This is a genomic window from Tropicimonas sp. IMCC6043, assembly GCF_004146235.1.
In the GTDB taxonomy this organism is placed as follows: Bacteria; Pseudomonadota; Alphaproteobacteria; order Rhodobacterales; family Rhodobacteraceae; genus Tropicimonas.
On the sequence record NZ_SELO01000001.1, the window covers coordinates 245,750 to 262,090 of the forward strand.

At 67.1% G+C, this 16,341-nt stretch carries 14 protein-coding genes; 12 read left to right on the plus strand and 2 right to left on the minus strand.

Annotation, left to right across the window (positions count from 1 at the left end):
- The first annotated feature begins 4 nt into the window (after positions 1-4).
- The 4 genes from EU800_RS01175 to EU800_RS01190 all read left to right on the plus strand — a co-directional run bounded on the left by EU800_RS01175 (position 5) and on the right by EU800_RS01190 (position 4,992).
- The gene (locus EU800_RS01175; RefSeq protein WP_129627616.1) at positions 5-484 is read left to right on the plus strand and encodes a MarR family winged helix-turn-helix transcriptional regulator; all 480 of its coding nucleotides are present in this window, start codon (positions 5-7) and stop codon (positions 482-484) included.
- Positions 485-504: 20 nt separating this feature from the next.
- On the plus strand, positions 505-2,322 hold the full coding sequence (locus EU800_RS01180; protein WP_129627619.1) for a feruloyl-CoA synthase: 1,818 nt from the start codon (positions 505-507) through the stop codon (positions 2,320-2,322).
- Positions 2,323-2,542: 220 nt separating this feature from the next.
- Entirely contained in the window at positions 2,543-3,418 is an 876-nt protein-coding gene (locus tag EU800_RS01185; protein WP_129627622.1) for an amidohydrolase family protein, read from the plus strand.
- Positions 3,415-4,992, plus strand: a complete 1,578-nt coding sequence (locus tag EU800_RS01190) for an acyl-CoA dehydrogenase family protein (protein WP_129627625.1) — start codon at positions 3,415-3,417, stop codon at positions 4,990-4,992. Before EU800_RS01185 ends, EU800_RS01190 begins: the two co-directional genes overlap by 4 nt.
- Positions 4,993-5,093: 101 nt before the next feature.
- Here the strand turns inward: EU800_RS01190 and pcaQ are convergent, their stop codons facing one another.
- Positions 5,094-6,017 (minus strand): pca operon transcription factor PcaQ, encoded by a 924-nt coding sequence (gene pcaQ / locus EU800_RS01195; protein ID WP_129627628.1) that lies wholly within the window; start codon positions 6,015-6,017, stop codon positions 5,094-5,096.
- Positions 6,018-6,098: 81 nt separating this feature from the next.
- Here pcaQ and pobA point away from each other — a divergent pair, with 81 nt between their 5' ends.
- From pobA to EU800_RS01225, 6 genes are all read left to right on the plus strand, one after another.
- On the plus strand, positions 6,099-7,268 hold the full coding sequence (gene pobA / locus EU800_RS01200; protein WP_129627631.1) for a 4-hydroxybenzoate 3-monooxygenase: 1,170 nt from the start codon (positions 6,099-6,101) through the stop codon (positions 7,266-7,268).
- A complete protein-coding gene (pcaD, locus tag EU800_RS01205) occupies positions 7,268-8,056 on the plus strand; it encodes a 3-oxoadipate enol-lactonase (RefSeq protein ID WP_129627634.1) in 789 nt (262 codons plus the stop codon). The genes pobA and pcaD overlap by 1 nt, the downstream gene beginning before the upstream one ends.
- On the plus strand, positions 8,049-8,426 hold the full coding sequence (pcaC, locus tag EU800_RS01210; RefSeq protein ID WP_129627637.1) for a 4-carboxymuconolactone decarboxylase: 378 nt from the start codon (positions 8,049-8,051) through the stop codon (positions 8,424-8,426). The genes pcaD and pcaC overlap by 8 nt, the downstream gene beginning before the upstream one ends.
- Before the next feature lie 37 nt (positions 8,427-8,463).
- A complete protein-coding gene (gene pcaH / locus EU800_RS01215) occupies positions 8,464-9,183 on the plus strand; it encodes a protocatechuate 3,4-dioxygenase subunit beta (RefSeq protein ID WP_129627640.1) in 720 nt (239 codons plus the stop codon).
- Positions 9,184-9,194: 11 nt separating this feature from the next.
- Positions 9,195-9,887: a protocatechuate 3,4-dioxygenase subunit alpha gene (locus EU800_RS01220; RefSeq protein WP_129627642.1), complete on the plus strand. Its 693-nt coding sequence runs from the start codon at positions 9,195-9,197 to the stop codon at positions 9,885-9,887.
- Positions 9,888-10,108: 221 nt separating this feature from the next.
- Positions 10,109-11,170, plus strand: coding sequence for a 3-carboxy-cis,cis-muconate cycloisomerase (locus EU800_RS01225; RefSeq protein WP_129627645.1), 1,062 nt, complete (start codon positions 10,109-10,111; stop codon positions 11,168-11,170).
- Positions 11,171-11,180: 10 nt separating this feature from the next.
- Here the strand turns inward: EU800_RS01225 and EU800_RS01230 are convergent, their stop codons facing one another.
- Positions 11,181-11,987 carry a DUF1194 domain-containing protein gene (locus EU800_RS01230; RefSeq protein ID WP_129627648.1) on the minus strand — a complete coding sequence of 269 codons (807 nt, stop codon included), beginning with the start codon at positions 11,985-11,987 and terminating at the stop codon, positions 11,181-11,183.
- 166 nt (positions 11,988-12,153) lie between these two features.
- Between EU800_RS01230 and EU800_RS01235 the strand changes: the two genes are divergently transcribed.
- The gene (locus tag EU800_RS01235; protein WP_129627651.1) at positions 12,154-13,245 is read left to right on the plus strand and encodes a YeeE/YedE family protein; all 1,092 of its coding nucleotides are present in this window, start codon (positions 12,154-12,156) and stop codon (positions 13,243-13,245) included.
- A gap of 357 nt (positions 13,246-13,602) precedes the next feature.
- A complete protein-coding gene (locus EU800_RS01240) occupies positions 13,603-16,317 on the plus strand; it encodes a cation-transporting P-type ATPase (RefSeq protein ID WP_129627654.1) in 2,715 nt (904 codons plus the stop codon).
- Positions 16,318-16,341 lie beyond the last annotated feature (24 nt).

The following is a 16,341-nucleotide window of genomic DNA, read 5'->3' on the forward strand; positions in this document are numbered from 1 at the left end:
CCCGATGAAGGACGCGCCACGCATATCGGGCGAAAGCCACGACGGACCGGTCAGCGATGCGACCCTGCGCGGCTTCTTCGGCTACCGGATGAAGCGCTGCTTCAATGTCATCCAGGCCGACCTCGCGCGGACCTTGCGGCCCTTCGATCTGAGGATGCTGACCTATACCGCGCTGGTGCTCGTCACCGACAATCCGGGCCTGCGCCAGGCCCAGCTCGCGGAGGCGATGGATATCGAGCGACCGAACCTCGTGGCCATCACCGAGGAACTGGCGCGCCGCGGGCTGATCCTGCGCAACCGCGTGCCGACCGACCGGCGCGCCTATGCGCTGGAGGCGACACCTGCCGGGGTCAAGCTCTGCGCCGAGGCGACAGAGGCGGTGCGGGCGCATGAGGCAGCGCTGCTCGCCGGTCTCGACGACGAGATGCGTGGCCTGACGCTCGAGGCGATGAAACGGATCGAAAGGATACGGCCGCGCGGCTGACCTGCCAGGGAGGACACCTGATGAAACACACGACACGCTTCCGGCGCCATTCGGTCACGCGCGAAGACCGGGCCGACGGCTCCATCCTGCTCAGCTCGAACTATTCGCTCGGCCGCGTCGAACAGCGCACCGGCGACTGGCTGCATCGCTGGGCCGACGAGGTGCCCGACCGCACCTTCCTCGCCGAGCGCTACGGCGCCGGGTGGCGCCGCGTGAGCTATGTCTCGGCTCTGGAACGGGTGCGGGCAATCGGCGCGTCGCTGCTGGCACGCGGCATGGGCCCGGACACGCCGATCCTGATCATGTCTGGCAATGGCGTCGACCACGGGCTGCTGTCCCTCGCCGCGCAATATGTCGGCGTGCCGACCGCGCCGGTGGCCGAGCAGTATTCGCTGATCCACGGCGCGCATGGCCGGCTCCGCGGCGCGATCGAGTTGCTGCGGCCGAAAATGGCCTATGTCGTCGATGCCGACCTCTATGCCGAGGCGCTGCTGCTCGACGGGTTTGCAGGCGTGGAGATCGTCGCGAGCCTGCCGGGGCACCGCATCGGCGTCACGCCCTTCGAGACGTTGCTCCAGGGAGACGCGAGCGTCGATGTCGATGCGGCCTTCGCGCAGGTCACCCCCGACACGGTGGGCAAGATCCTGATGACCTCCGGCTCGACCTCGAACCCCAAGGGCGTGCCGACCACGCATCGGATGATGTGCGTCAACCAGACCCAGCTTGCCGATTCCCTGCCCTTCCTGCGCGACCGCCCGCCGGCGATCGTCGACTGGCTGCCCTGGAACCACGTCTTCGGCGGCTCGCACAATTTCAACATGATGCTCGCCAATGGCGGGTCTCTCTACATCGATGACGGCAAGCCGGTGGAGGGGCTGTTCGAGCGGACGCTGGAGAACCTCTCGCTGGTGACCGGCACGCTGGCTTTCAACGTGCCGCTTGGCTTCGGCATGCTGCTTGGCGCGCTCCGGAAGGATGCCGGGCTGCGCCAGCGGTTTTTCGAGGATCTCGACCTCGTCTTCTACGCAGGGGCGTCGCTTCCGCAGGACGTCTGGACCGGCTTCGAGGAGATGGCCGAGGAGGTGAAGGGCGAGGTTCCGCTGATCACCTCCTCCTGGGGACTGACCGAGACGGCGCCGTCGACGATGATGCAGATGGAGCCGACCGATCGCTCCGGCATCGTCGGCGTGCCGGTCACAGGCGTGACGGTGAAGCTCCTGCCCGACGCCGACATGCGCTGCGAGGTGCGCGTCAAGGGGCCGAACATCATGACCGGCTATTACCGGGACCCGGACAGGACCGCCGAGGCCTTCGACGAAGAGGGCTATTTCATCACAGGCGACGCGATGGTCTTCCTCGATCCGGCGAACCCGAATGCCGGGATGCGGTTCGACGGCCGGATATCGGATGATTTCAAGCTGCTGACGGGGACCTGGGTGCGCGCGGCACAGCTTCGGCTCGACTTGCTCGCGCATCTGGCGCCGCTGGCCGCAGACCTGGTCATCACCGGCGCGGACAGGGACCAGATCGGCGTGATGGTCTTCCCCGACCGGGCGGAGCTCCAACGCGAGGGGTTCGAGCTGCACGAGGATGGCGGGGCGCTGACCTGCACGCTCCTGCAGAGCGAGCTGCACCGCCGGCTGGCGGCGCGCGCCCGCGAGATCTCGGGCAGCTCGACGCGGGTCTCGCGCGCTATCGTCCTGTCCGAACCGCCATCGATGCCCGAGGGCGAGATGACGGCAAAGGGCAACCTGAATTTCCGCAAGGTTCTGACGCGGCGGAAGGATCTGCTGGATCGGCTTTATGACGACGAAGATCCGGCGGTGGTGCTGGCATGAGCGCTCAACACTGCACCAACCGACGGCCGTGCACCGGCCTTTGGAACGGAGAGCACCCAGCCCGGAGTCAAGGCGAAGCCGCCGGGCGAGCGCCGGCCCGTTCCGGCGGGCCGGGACTCGCCCGGCTCCCGTTGCGCGCTTCTCGATTGCAACACTCGCCTCGGGCCGATCCCGCACGGCCCGACAGATTTCCCGATCATTCTCCCCTGAAGGACATCCCATGGTCGACCTGACGAAAATCCGCGCCATCGACATCCACACTCATGCAGAAGAGCCCTGCGGCTGCCATGCCGATGACGGCTATGACGAGCTTCAGGCCACCATGGCGAAGTATTTCCGCGCCCCCTGGGAGCATCCGCCGACGGTCCCTGAAACCGCCGCGCATTACCGCGCGCAGAACATCGCCGCGGTGATCTTTCCCGTCGATGCCGAGCGCGAAACCGGTTACCGGCGCTACAAGAACGAGGAAGTGGCCGAGCTGGCCGCCGAGAATGACGACGTTCTCATCCCCTTCGCCTCCATCGACCCGCACAAGGGCAAGCTGGGCGCCCGCGAGGCGCGCCGGCTGATCCGGGAGTTCGGCATCAAGGGGTTCAAGTTCCACCCCACGATGCAGGGCTTCTACCCCAACGATCGCATGGCCTACACCCTCTATGAGGCGATCGCCGAGGAGGGCGGAATCGCGCTCTTCCACACCGGCCAGACAGGCGTCGGCTCCGGCATGCGCGCGGGCAACGGGATGCGGCTCAAGTATTCCAACCCGATGTACATGGACGACGTCGCCGTCGATTTCCCGGACATGAAGATCATCCTCGCGCACCCCTCCTTCCCCTGGCAGGAGGAGGCGCTCGCCGTCGCCCAGCACAAACCGAATGTCTATATCGACCTCTCCGGCTGGTCGCCCAGGTATTTCCCCGACATCCTGGTGAAATACTGCAACTCGATCCTGCGGAAGAAAGTTCTCTTCGGCTCCGACTGGCCGATGATCACGCCCGAGCGGTGGCTGGCCGATTTCGAAGGGATCGCGATCAAGGACGAGCTCCGCCCCGACATCATCAAAGGCAATGCGGCCCGCCTGCTCGGGCTCGCGACATGAAACCCTTTGCCGCGCCGCTCGATGACATTCTCTTCATCCTCGACCACGTTGCGCGGGCGACGGACCTGCCGGGCTATGACCCGGACCTGACACGCGAGATCGCGGGCCATTTCGCGACCTATGCCGAGGAGGCCATCGCGCCGCTCGACGAACCGGGGGACCGCCAGGGCTGCCGGCTTGAAGACGGCCGCGTGCGGATGCCGGACGGCTTTCCCGAGCTCTACCGCGACTATGCCGAACAGGGCTGGCAGGGCCTGACCGTACCGGAGGAGTATGGCGGACAGGGGCTCGACGCGACGCTGCTGGCGGTGACGTCCGAGATCTTCACCGGCGCCAACCACAGCCTGCAGATGGTGACCGGCCTCGTTCCCGGCGCCGTGCGCACGCTTCTGGCCTTCGGCACCGAAGCACAGAAAGAAGCCTACGTTCCGCCGCTGGCCAGCGGCGAGGCGCTGGCGACCATGTGCCTGACCGAACCGGGCGCAGGCTCGGACCTTTCCCGCGTGCGCTGCAAGGCAGTTCAGGACGCCGAGGGCTGGCGGATCACCGGCGAGAAGATCTTCATCTCCGGCGGCGACCAGGACATGAGCGCGCGCATCCTGCATCTCGTGCTCGCACGCACTTCCGACGACGGCACCCGCGGCCTCTCGCTCTTCCTCTGCCCCTGCACGCGCGCCGACGGCAGCCGCAACGCCATTTCCGTGACCCGGATCGAAGAGAAGACCGGGCTCCACGCCTCGCCCACCTGCCAGCTCGTCTTCGACGACGCCGAGGCGGAACTCATTGGCATGGAGGGCGCGGGACTCAAGGCGATGTTCACGATGATGAACCACGCCCGCGCCGACGTGGCGCTCCAGGGCGTGGCCCACGCCGCCCGCGCCACCGACATCGCCCGCGCCTATGCCGCCGAGCGCATCCAGGGCCGCGGGCCGGACGGAGCACCGGTCACCCTCGACGCCCATGCCGACGTGGCGCGGATGCTCGACGAGGCCGACGCGCTGGCGCTCGGTGGCCGCGCCATCGCGCATCTCGCCACCGTAACCATGGAGCGCGGCGAGGATCCCGACCTCGTGGAGATCCTGACGCCGATCGCCAAGGTGTATTGCACCGAGGCCGGCATCCGCGCTGCCGATCTCGGGATCCAGGTGCTCGGCGGGTATGGCTATCTCTCCGAATACCGCGTCGAACAGACCTGGCGCGACGCCCGCATCACGGCGATCTACGAGGGCGCCAACGGCATCCATTCACGTTCGCTGGTCTCGCGCCTGTTGCCCGGCGCCCCGGGCGATGCGCTGGAGCGGTTCCTCGCTGGCGAGAACTGCGCGGAAAGCCTCGTGCTCTGGCGCACAGCGCGACAGGATCTTACGGCCCGTGAGGACCCGAGCCCGGCCGCGCATGATTTCATGGCGCTAAGCGCGGAGGTGCTGCTCGAGGCGCTCTGGAACCGTATCCTCGGTGCGGCAGACAGCCATCCGGATCCAACGCGCATCCGCCGCCTTAGCGAGAAAGCGATTAATCGCGGACGGCTGCGGGCGGTGTTCCACGCGGGAGCCATCGCACAGAGCCTGTCCTGACGTCGACTTCGGTTGAAGGCGCGGCGGCCTGCGGCCGCTGTTCCGCGCCGTGGCGCCAGACGCAAACCTCTGCTCCGGCTCCGAATCCACCGGCGCCCGCCTCACACCTCCAGCGCCGCCACCGCGTTCTTCACCGCTAGCCGGAAGACCTGTTCCACCGGCTTCGGCTGGCTGTCCGGCCGCGCCATCAGCCCGACCGGGCCTTTGGTGAGCGAGGTGTCGAACGGCAGACGCACGAGCGAGCCCTCGCTGATCTCCTTGGCCACCACCCCGGCGGAAATGATCCAGATCGCGTCGCAACTCCGGACATAGTTGCGGCCAAACGCGCCCGAGACGCTCTCGATCCGCCGCGGGATCTCGCCGACGCCATGCGCGATCATCACCCGCTCCACCAGCGGACGGATCGCCGAGGCTTCGGGCGGGTAGATCACCATCCACTCGCCGATCCGCCGCATGTCGGGATCCGCGAGCAACGGGTGGCCGGCGCGCACGACGAATTCGACATACTCGTCGTAGAGCTGCGTGAAGGGGATGCCCTTCATGGCTTCGGGCTGTCCGAGCCGGCCGATCACCAGATCGAGGCTGCCGCGGCGCAGAAGATCGAGCAGGTAACCGTGCGGTCCGTCGGTGATGCGCAGGTTCACCTCCGGCGCAAGCTCGAGAAACTCGCGCGCCACCTCGGGCATCAGCCGCGCCGCGACGCTCGGCAAGGCGCCGACCGAGAGGCTCAGCCTCTCGCCGCGCCCGACCTGCTGCACCCCGTCGATCCCCTGCTGCAGCGCCGCCACCGACATCTCGGCAAATTGCAGGAACACCTCTCCCTGCCGGGTGAGCGAGACGCCGGCGCGGTTGCGCAGGAGAAGAGAGGTGCCGAGGATCTCTTCCAGCTCCTTCAGCGTCTTGGAAATCGCCGGCTGCGTGAGAAACAGCCGCTCGGCCGCCCGCTTCATGCTCTTCTGGCGGACGATCTCCACGAAGCACTGGATATGGCGGAACTTGATGCGGCGGTCGATCACGGGTTTCATTCCAAATTCGGCAATTAAGACCCGCAATAACTCATTTTACTTTTGATCTTCAAGAAATCATTCTGGCCTCGGGAGGACATTATGCGCACACAGGTCTGTATCATCGGCGGTGGACCGTCGGGGCTCTTGCTCTCGCAACTCCTGCACCGAAAGGGGATCGACAGCATCGTTCTGGAGCGCAAGACGCGCGACTACGTGCTTGGACGGATTCGGGCGGGCATTCTCGAGACCGGCTTCGTCGAGCTGATGCGCGAGGCCGGCGTGGGTGAGCGGATGGACCGGGAATGCTTCATCCATGAGGGCACCGTCATCGCCTATGGCAACGAGGAATTCGGTATCTCCTTCCGCGAGCATTCCGGGCGGGACGTGGTCGTCTATGGCCAGACCGAGCTGACGCGCGACCTCTACGACGCGCGGGAGGCCGAGGGCGGCAAGCTCGTCTTCAATGTCGAGGATGTCGAAATTCACGATGCCGGAACGGGCTCCCCTTTCGTGACTTACCGGGTGGATGGCGCGGAGCAGCGCATCGACTGCGATTTTGTCGCCGGCTGCGACGGGTTCCACGGCGTCAGCCGGCAGACCATCCCGCTGACGGTCCGGCGCGAATACGAGAAGGTCTATCCCTTCGGCTGGCTCGGCATCCTGTCGGAAACCCCGCCGGTCCATGACGAGCTGATCTATTCCTGGTCCGAGCGGGGCTTCGCGCTTTGCTCGATGCGCAACGCCAACCTCAGCCGCTACTACATTCAATGCTCCTTGTCGGACAGCCCCGCCGACTGGTCCGACGCGGCCTTCTGGGAAGAGCTGAAGCGCCGCATCCCGGAGGCGCATGCCGACGTGCTCATCACCGGCCCGTCGATCGAAAAATCCATCGCGCCGCTCCGGAGCTTCGTCACCGAGCCGATGCGGTGGGGCCGGCTGTTCCTCTGCGGCGACGCCGCCCACATCGTTCCGCCGACCGGCGCCAAGGGACTCAACACCGCCGCCTCGGATATCCACTATCTCTACCACGGGCTGGTTCAGTTCTACGAGGAGCGCGATGCCGAGGGGCTCGACCGCTATTCGGAAAAGGCGCTGGCGCGGATCTGGAAGGCGGAGCGCTTCAGCTGGGCCACGACAAACCTGCTCCACCGCTACCCGGACCAGTCGGAATTCGACCTGAAGATGCAGCGTGCGGAGATCGAGTTCCTCCGCTCGAGCGACGCCGCGCAGACGGTCTTTGCGCAGAACTATGTCGGGCTGCCCTATTGATGCGGATGATCGAGGCGAATGGCGTCGGGCTGCATGTCCGCGACGAGGGCGACCCTGCGGGCGCGCCGCTCGTCTTCGCCAATTCGCTCGGCACGGATCTCAGGCTCTGGGACGCGATCCTGCCGCGCCTGCCGGCCGGGCTCCGCATCATCCGCCACGACACGCGCGGCCACGGGCTCTCGGACTGTCCGGAGGCGCCCTACGCAATGGACGATCTGGTGACCGATGCCGAGGCGCTGCTCGACGCGCTCGACGTGACGGGCTGCGTCTTCGTCGGCCTCTCCCTCGGCGGGATGATCGGCCAGGGGCTCGCGGCACGGCGCCCCGACCTCGTCCGCGCCCTCGTGCTCTCGAACACCGCCGCCCGGATGGGGGACCCGGCCATGTGGCACGCCCGCATCGCCAGCATCCGGGCCGGCGCGCTGGAGGCGGTGGCCGACGGTGTCCTCGACCGCTGGTTCGGCCCCGCCTTCCGCGCCCGGCCCGAGGCCGCAGCCTGGCGCAACATGATGACCCGAACCCCGCGCGAGGGCTATATCGGCTGCGCGGAGGCGATCGCCGCGGCGGACCTGAGCGAACCGAGCGCCGGTCTCTCGCTGCCTGTCCTCGGCATCGCCGGGTCGGAGGACGGCGCGAGCCCGCCGGAGCTGGTGGCCGGCACCGTCACCCGCATCCCCGGCGCGCGGCTGGAGATCATCGACCAGGCGGGGCACCTGCCCTGCGTCGAACGGCCGGAGATCTATGCCGGCCTGCTGACGGACTTCCTCGAGGAGATCAGACATGTCTGAGAAATACGAGGCCGGCATGTCCGTCCGCCGCAAGGTGCTGGGCGATGCGCATGTCGACCGTGCCGAGGCGGCAAAAACCGACTTTGACGCGCCGTTCCAGGAGCTTATCACCGAAAGCGCCTGGGGGACGGTCTGGGCTGGCGACGGCCTGAGCCTGCGCGAGCGCTCGATGCTGACTCTGGCGCTGCTGGCCGCCATGGGGAATTTCGAGGAGATCCCGATGCATATCCGCGCCACCGCGCGGACTGGCGCGAGCAAAAAGGACGTGCTGGAAGCCTTCCAGCATGTTGCGATCTATGCCGGCGTGCCGCGCGCCAACCACGCGCTGAAGCTCGCCAGGGAGACGTTCGAAGAGATGGAGAGGGAGTGAGCCGGCGCCAGCGCGCGGCCCCAGGAGGAGACAAGCGATGCCGACACCAGCGGAATTCTACCAGCGCGACCGGGACTGGCACCCGCCCGCCAATACGCCCGTCTACAAGACGAGCGTCACCCGCTCGCCGCAATATGCGCTCCTGAGCCTGCAGCAGTCGGTAAGCGAGATCACCGGCCCGACCTTTGGCCACAACGACATCGACCCGATGGACCGTGACCTCATCCACAACTACGCCAAGGATGGCAGCAGCGCGATCGGCGAGCGGATCATCCTGCACGGACGGGTGCTTGACGAGAACGCGCGGCCGATTCCGAACACGCTGGTCGAGATCTGGCAGGCCAATGCGGGCGGCCGCTACCGGCACAAGAAAGACACCTATCTCGCGCCGATCGACCCCAATTTCGGCGGCTGCGGGCGGACGCTCACCGACGAGAACGGCTACTATTTTTTCCGAACCGTGAAGCCCGGCGCCTATCCCTGGCGAAATTACGTGAACTCCTGGCGGCCGGCGCATATCCACATGTCGATCTTCGGCACCGCCTTCTGCCAGCGGCTCATCACCCAGTGCTATTTCGAGGGCGACCCGCTGATCGAGAAATGCCCGATCGTCAACACGATCCCGGGCCTGCCGGCACAGGCGCAGCTCGTCGCGGCGCTCGACATGAACGCCTCCGTGCCGCTCGATTCCATCGCCTACAAGTTCGACGTCGTCCTGCGCGGCCGCCGCGCGACGCTGTTCGAAAACCGGCTCTGAGGGAGGGGAACATGGTGCAGAAACTCGACTACCTGAAGGAGACGCCCTCCCAGACCGCGGGGCCTTACGTCCATATCGGGCTGGCGCCGGGCGCGGCCGGGTTCGACATCTACCGCCAGGAGCTCGGCTGGGACATTGCCGGGCCGAACGCGCGCGGCGAGCGCATCCGCGTCGAGGGCATCGTCATCGACGCCACCGGCTCTCCGATCAAGGACGTGATGCTCGAGGCCTGGCAGGCCAATTCCGAGGGCGTCTACGCTCATCCGGAGAGCCCTGGCGAGGTCGAGGAGGGATTCCGCGGCTGGGGCCGGGTGATCACCGATTTCGAGACCGGAGAATGGGGCTTCGACACCGTCAAGCCCGGCCCGGTTCCGGCGCGCGCGGAGATGGGCAGGTCCGTGCGGCCCGCCGCCGAGGAGGAACTGGTCGATACCTATGGCCGCGGCCATGCCGGCCTCCGGCAGATGGCACCGCATATCAATCTCTGGATCGTCGCCCGCGGCATCAATATCGGTCTCAACACCCGAATCTATTTCGACGACGAGGCGGAGGCCAACGCAAAGGACCCCGTGATCAACCTGATCGAATGGGAGCGCCGCCGCCGGACGCTGATCGCGAAGCGGACGATGCGCGACGGCATGCCGGTCTACCGTTTCGACATCAAGCTCCAGGGCGAGGACGAGACCGTCTTCTTCGACATCTGAGGGACGGCGCCCGCCGGATTGACCGGCGGTCCCGTTCGGCGTCACATGGCCCGGATATCGACGCAAGCAAGGGGTCTCGGAGAGGTGATACGGATTTTGGTTCGTCCGTTCGGCCAACGGCCGGTTTCGTGCGCGGCCCGGCGATGGCGCGGCGGCCTGCGGCCTTTACTCCGCGCCTGGACACGAACGATCAATCTGCGAAGCGATCCCGCGGAGGCTGCATGACCCCCCTCGCCTATCCCGGCCACATCTTCGCGCCGCTCTTCTCCGATCCCGAGATCGAAGCTCTCTGGTCGCGCGATCGTTTCCTTGCAGAGTTCCTGAACTTCGAAATCGCCCTCGCCGGAGCGCTGGCGGAGGCCGGCGTCGTGCCGCCCGCAACCGCCGAGACCGCTGTGGCCCGAATGGCGACCTTCGTCGCCGATCCCGAGCGGATCGCCGCGTCGGTGCCGGTCGACGGCGTGCCGGTGCCGGATTTCGTCCGCCAGCTCAAGGCGCATGTCGGCGACGAGGGCCTGCCCGCGGTGCATCGCGGCGCCACAAGCCAGGACCTCGTCGACACCGCCATTGTGCGCATCCTGCGCGATGCCAATGCCCTTCTCGATGCCCGCCTTGGCGCGCTTGACGAAGGGTTCACTTCGCTCGATGCGCGTTTCGGCGACGCGCCTATGATGGGACGGACGCGGATGCAGGCCGCTCTGCCGATCCGGGTCTCCGACCGGCTGGCCGGCTGGCGGCTGTCTCTGGCGGAAGAGCGGGCCGGGCTCGGCGCACTTCGGACCCGGATCGAGATCCTGCAGTTTGGTGGCCCGGTCGGCAACCGTGCCGCGCTGGCGCCCCATGGCGATGCGGTGGCCGACGCCCTCGCCCGGCGGCTCGACCTCGGCAATCCCCCCCGCGCCTGGCACGCGGCGCGCGGATCGCTGGCGGAATATGCTGGCTGGCTCTCCCGCGTTACCGCGACGCTCGGCAAGTTCGGGCAGGACATCGGCATGATGGCGCAACAGGGCGTGAACGAAGTGGCGATCGCCGGCGGCGGCGGCAGTTCGGCCATGCCGCACAAGCAAAACCCCGTCCGCGCCGAACTGCTCGTGACCCTCGCCCGGCACAACGCCGTGCTGCTGCCCGGCATGCATCAGGCGATGCTGCATGAACAGGAACGCTCGGGCGCCGCCTGGACGCTGGAATGGATGATCCTGCCGGCGATGGTCATGACGACTGGCCGGGCGCTCCTCACCGCCGCCGAACTTCAGGGTCAGATCACGCGGCTCGGCGCGGTCTGATACGTCCCGGTCATTGGTAGTCCCAGTACCGCCGCCGCTCCTGCCACATCTTCTCGCCGATCATGCAGTCATAGGGGTCGCGCAGCAGCATTTGCGCCGGCCGCAGCGTTTCGGCGGGCGACTGTGAAGCCATTTCGAGCACCAGCTTGCGGCGCACGGCCTCCGCGAAATCCTGCCAGTCCAGCACCGGGACCACGAAGGCGCCCGGCCCGCCGATCACGCAAGTCTCGTAATAGATGTCGAGATGCTCGAGATGCCACTGGCTGCCCATGCCCTCGCGCGTAAGCAGCGGCAGGCCGTTGATCGTGATCCCCTCGGCCAGAACACGGTCGCGGGCGAAGGTCACCGGGCGTCCGTCGTTGTTGGGGCCGTCGCCCGAAATGTCGATGACCTTGCGAAGACCGGCGTATTCGTTGTTTTCGATCATCTCGGCGCCGAAAAGCAGCGCCTCGGAGATCGAGGTGCGGCGCAGGGCCGGGTTGAAATTGGCGCTGAGCGTGTCGGCGAAGGCGGCGAGATCCTCGCGGGTCTCGAGCAGCCGCCAGTCGACGATGACCTGCTGCGTGCCAGCCCATTCGACATAGCTGAGCGCGACACGCCCGAGCATGCCGGACTGGACGGCGGCATAGACCGCGTCGGTCTGAAGCGCCGCCGCATAGCCGAGGCGCTGGATCTCCAGCTCGTTCTCGGTCATCGAGCGCGACACGTCGACCATCAGCACCAGTTCGAGATCGACCTCGATCCCGTCCGCGTCGGCGTGTGCGGCGGCTATGGCGGCAAGGCCGGCCGCGGCAGTGATCGTGGCAAGATGATTCATGAAAGGAGGATGCCCGACAGGCCACCCCGCCGTCCAATCACAACGGGTTTTGCTCACGCCGCTGCCGGCAGTAGACAGATCGGATAAACGAATACTAAGATCATTATACGTTTATGTCTCGACATGAACGCAACAAGAAACAATCGAACGACCAAAGGGGGGGACAGTGATCGAATCCTTGAAAGAGGCGGTGGTGGAGTCCGCCGCATTCTATGTCGGCTGGGGGGGCTTGCTGCTCGGCATCGTTTTCGGGTTCATCGTTTACCGGACCAATTTCTGTACGATGGGGTCGATCTCCGACATCCTGTCTTTCGGCGACCGCAATCGCTTCCGCGCCTGGCTCTTGGCCATCGCGGTGGCAATCCTTGGCGTGCTGCTGCTGGAGGGCATCGGCGTGGCCGACGTCTCGCTCTCGATGTATCAGACTCCCACTCTGGCCTGGGGCGCCAACGCAGTTGGCGGGCTCATCTTCGGCTTCGGAATGGTGTTCTCGGGCGGCTGCATCAGCCGCAACCTCGTGCGCGCCGGCGGCGGTGACCTACGCTCGATCGTGGTGCTGCTGATCACCGGCATCTTCGGCTACATGACCATCGGCGGCCTGCTCGGCCCACTGCGGGTGGCGCTCTTCACGCCACTCGAAACCGACCTCTCTGCATCCGGGATGGAGACGCAGCGGCTTGGGGAGGCGCTCGCGACCGCCTCCGGCATGTCGGCCGGGTTTGCCACGCTTCTGACCGCGCTGGTCGTCGCCGGCCTGCTGCTCGCCTATTGTTTCAAGGACCCTGCGTTCCGCGCGTCGCGCCGCAACCTGATTGCGGGCATCGGCATCGGGCTCTGCGTTGTCGTCGGCTGGGCGCTGACCGGGCTTGCCTATGACGAGTTTGCCGACAATCCGACCCTGATCTCGCTGAGCTATGTCCGGCCGGTGGGCGATTCCATCGACTACGTCATGCGCTTCACCGCGCTCGGCGCACCGGGCTTCGGCATCGTGACGGTGGCCGGGGCATTGATTGGCGGCTTCCTCGGGGCGGTGTCGATGGGGCGGCTGCACCTCACCACCTTTGCCGACCAGGCGGATTCGATCCGCAACATGTTCGGCGCGGCGCTTATGGGGATCGGCGGGGTTCTCGCGCTCGGTTGCACCGTGGGTCAGGGGCTCACGGGGATCTCGACGCTGGCCATCGGATCGGTCATCACCTTCCTCTGCATCGTCCTCGGCGGTGCAATCGGGGTGAAGACGATGGAAGCCATCGCCTGAGCGGAGGTGCACCCGCGGCACGCCCGCTGTGGGGCACCGGCGCTCCAATGAAGGGCGTGCAGTCGCGTCCTTGTCTCCGTCCAGGGGCGCCACGCCTTGTTCAGTGCCGCTGAAGCCACCCGTCATGTGCTGGCAGGGACGTCTGGAACCAAACCCGGTTCTGACAGGCGTCCAACACGGCCCGCGGGAGCCGGGACCGACGTCCCACATACGGGGCCCTGCCCCGGCTCCCTGACGATTTTTCGGCGTGCCGAGGTCCGTCCCTGAGCCGTGTCAAGGCGGAGGTCCGGCCATCAGACTACCATGGCACCCGTGTCAAATGGACCGGGGCGCCCGGTTAGCCATGTGCGAGGACCGATGCCGGACGAGGCTGTTCCCGCCTTCCACGCGAACACCGTGGGGACTGTGCTCGACACCCTTCGGACGACGGCCGACGGGCTCGACAGCGCAGAGGCTGCGCGCCGCCTCGCGGCGCACGGCCCCAACCGCCTCCCCGACCCTCCCCGGCGCCATGCCGCCTTTCGCCTGCTCGCGCAGTTGCGGAGCGTCCTGATCTATGTCCTGATCGGCGCGGCTGCGGTCACGGCGGCGCTTCAGCACTGGGTGGATACCGGAGTCATCCTAGCGGTGGTCTGGGTCAACGCGATCATCGGATTCCTTCAGGAAGGCCGGGCAGAGAACGCGATGGACGCGATCCGGGGCATGCTGGCGCTCCACTCGTCGATGCTGCGCGACGGGCGGCGGACCAGCCTCGACGCGGCGGAGCTGGTGCCGGGCGATATCGTCCTTCTCGGCCCGGGCGACCGCGTTCCGGCCGACCTGCGACTGATCGAGGCGCGCGGCCTGCGTGTAGAGGAGGCGATCCTGACCGGGGAGTCGGTTCCCGTCGACAAGGGCATCGCCCCGGTCGCGCAGGAGGCGGATCTCGGCGAACGCCGCTCGATGATGTATTCCGGCACGCTGGTCGGCGCGGGTACCGGCCGCGGCGTGGTCGTCGCGACCGGGCCGGACACCGAGATCGGCCGGATCAGCGGAATGCTGTCGGAGGTCGAGACCCTGACCACGCCGCTGGTCCGCCAGATGGATGTCTTCGCCAGGTGGCTGACCCTCTTCATCCTGCTGGTGGCCGCGACCCTGCTTGCCTACGGATATTTCGTCGGCAAGCTCGAATTTGCGGACCTGTTCATGGCCGTTGTCGGCCTCTCGGTCGCAGCGATTCCCGAGGGGCTGCCGGCCGTCCTCACGATCACGCTCGCGGTCGGCGTGCAGGCGATGGCGCGGCGCAATGCGATCGTTCGGAGGCTGCCGGCGATCGAGACGCTCGGCGCGGTGTCGGTGATCTGTTCGGACAAGACCGGCACGCTCACCCGCAACGAGATGATGGCGACCACACTGGCTGCAGCGGGGCATCTCTATTCGGTCGCCGGCCGCGGCTACGCGCCCGAGGGGGCCGTCACATGGCGCGAGGCCGACGCGCATCCGGACGAACACGCGGTGCTGACGGAGTTCGCCCGGGCCGCCGGGCTCTGCAACGACGCGACGCTGAACGGTGCGCCGGACGGCTGGCACGTCGAAGGCGACCCGATGGAGGGGGCGCTTGTCGCGCTGGCCGGCAAGATCACCCGGGAAGGCGCAGACCCGTTCCGCCAGTGGCGGCGAACCGACGCGATCGCCTTCGACTCGGCACATCGCTACATGGCGACGCTGCATCACGACCACGAGGGACACGCCCGCATTCACGCCAAGGGCGCTCCCGAGAGAATTCTGGCGATGTGCGCCGATCAGCGCGCGCCCGATGGCGGCACGGAGCCGCTGGACAGCGCGTATTGGCACGGGATGGTCGAGGACCTCGCCGCGGAGGGCCAGCGGGTCATCGCCGTGGCGGTCCGGTCCGTGCCGCCGGATCACGTCGTCCTGAACTCATCCGATCTCGACGAAACCCTCACCTTGATCGGGTTGATCGGACTGATAGACCCGCCGCGGGACGAGGCCATCGCAGCGGTGGCAGAGTGCAACGCGGCCGGCATCCGCGTGAAGATGGTCACCGGCGACCACGCCGCCACGGCGCAGGCAATCGCCGAGCGGATCGGGCTCAGAGCCACGCAACAGGTGCTGACCGGCAACGACATCGAGGCGATGGACGATGCCGCCTTCGCCGAAGCCGCGGTGACGACAGACATCTTCGCCCGCACCTCTCCGGCGCACAAACTGCGCCTGGTGATGGCGCTTCAGGCGCACGGCCTGACCGTCGCCATGACCGGCGACGGGGTCAATGACGCCCCGGCGCTGAAGCGCGCCGATGCGGGGATCGCCATGGGACAGAAGGGCAGCGAGGCCGCCAAGGACGCGGCGGAATTCGTGCTGGCGGACGACAATTTCGCTTCGATAGTCGCGGCCGTGCGCGAGGGGCGCACGGTCTACGACAACATCACCAAGGTCATCAGCTGGACACTGCCGACCAATGCCAGCGAAGGGCTCACCATCGTGCTGGCGCTCTTTGCCGGAATGGCGCTGCCGATCACCGCCGTGCAGATCCTCTGGGTGAACCTGATCACCGCCGTCACGCTCGGACTGGCGCTCGCCTTCGAACCGGCCGAGGCGGGCACGATGCGCCGTCCGCCGCGGCCACGCGATGCGCCCGTGCTGACCGGCGCGCTGGCCTGGCAGATCGTCTTCGCCTCGACGCTGTTTCTCTGCGCCGTCTTCGGGATCTTCTTCTACGCGAGCGGCGCCGGCTATTCGCTCGAGCTGGCGCGGACGATGGCGATGAACATGCTGGTGGTTCTGGAGATCGCCTATCTCTTCTACATCCGCCATCTCCACGGCACGTCAATGACCTGGAAAGCGGCCCGGGGCACGCCGGTCCTCTGGGCCTGCCTGTTGACGGTCACCGCGGCGCAATTTGCGCTGACCTACCTGCCACCGCTTCAAGCCGCCTTCGGGACGGCTGCGGTCCCTCTGTTGGACGGTCTTCTGATCGTCGGCATCGGCGCGCTGGTCCTCGCATTTCTGGAGATCGAGAAGCAGATGCGCCTCGTCCTCTCGCGCGGCAGGCAGGCCGGCGAGGCGTGAGCCGGCCACGGGGCCGGTCGCCCG